The following is a 1,080-nucleotide window of genomic DNA, read 5'->3' as shown; positions in this document are numbered from 1 at the left end:
TTGCCGATACAGATGCACTCGTAGATGCGGATTCACTGGCACTGACAGACGCGCTCGTTGAGGCTGATTCACTCGCACTTACCGATGCACTCGTGGAGGCGGATTCGCTTGCTGATACAGATGCACTGGTTGACGCGGACGTACTTGCTGAAACAGATGCGCTCGTAGACGCGGATTCGCTGGCCGATACAGATGCACTCGTGGAGGCTGACTCGCTTGCCGATACAGATGCACTCGTCGATGCGGATTCACTGGCACTGACAGACGCGCTCGTTGAGGCTGATTCACTCGCACTTACCGATGCACTCGTGGAGGCGGATTCGCTTGCTGATACAGATGCACTCGTTGAGGCTGACTCGCTTGCCGATACAGATGCACTCGTCGATGCGGATTCACTGGCACTGACAGACGCGCTCGTTGAGGCTGATTCACTCACACTTACAGACGCACTCGTTGAAGCTGATTCGCTGGCACTTACTGAGGCACTCGTCGATGCGGACTCGTTTGCAGACACAGAGGCGCTCGTAGACGTGGATTCGCTGACTGATACAGATGCACTCGTTGAGGCGGACATACTTGCTGAAACAGACGCACTCGTAGATGCTGATTCACTCGCAGATACAGACGCACTCGTGGAGGCTGATTCACTAGCACTTACCGATGCGCTCGTTGAGGCCGATTCGCTTGCTGATACAGATGCACTCGTAGATGCTGACTCGCTCGCACTTACGGATGCACTCGTGGATGCGGACTCACTCGCAGATACTGAAGCGCTCGTCGATGCGGACTCGCTTGCAGATACAGATGCACTCGTCGACGCGGACTCACTCGCACTTACAGATGCGCTCGTGGAAGCGGACGTACTTGCTGAAACAGATGCGCTAGTCGATGCGGACTCGCTTGCACTTACTGAAGCGCTGGTTGACGCGGATTCGCTGGCAGAAACAGACGCGCTCGTCGACGCGGACTCACTCGCACTTACAGATGCGCTCGTGGAAGCGGACGTACTTGCTGAAACAGATGCGCTAGTCGATGCGGACTCGCTTGCACTTACTGAAGCGCTGGTTGACGCGGATTCGC

The 1,080-nt window shown here is 56.0% G+C and carries 1 protein-coding gene; it reads left to right on the top strand.

What is annotated here, in order from left to right:
- On the top strand, positions 1 to 1,080 hold a 1,080-nt coding region (locus PCY06_RS10715), incomplete at both ends, for a hypothetical protein (RefSeq protein WP_301390596.1).

Source organism: Streptococcus sp. SG1 (assembly GCF_030439935.1).
GTDB lineage: Bacteria > Bacillota > Bacilli > Lactobacillales > Streptococcaceae > Streptococcus > Streptococcus gordonii.
Note: the sequence above shows the minus strand (reverse complement) of the source record. Positions and strands in the feature narration are given on the sequence as shown.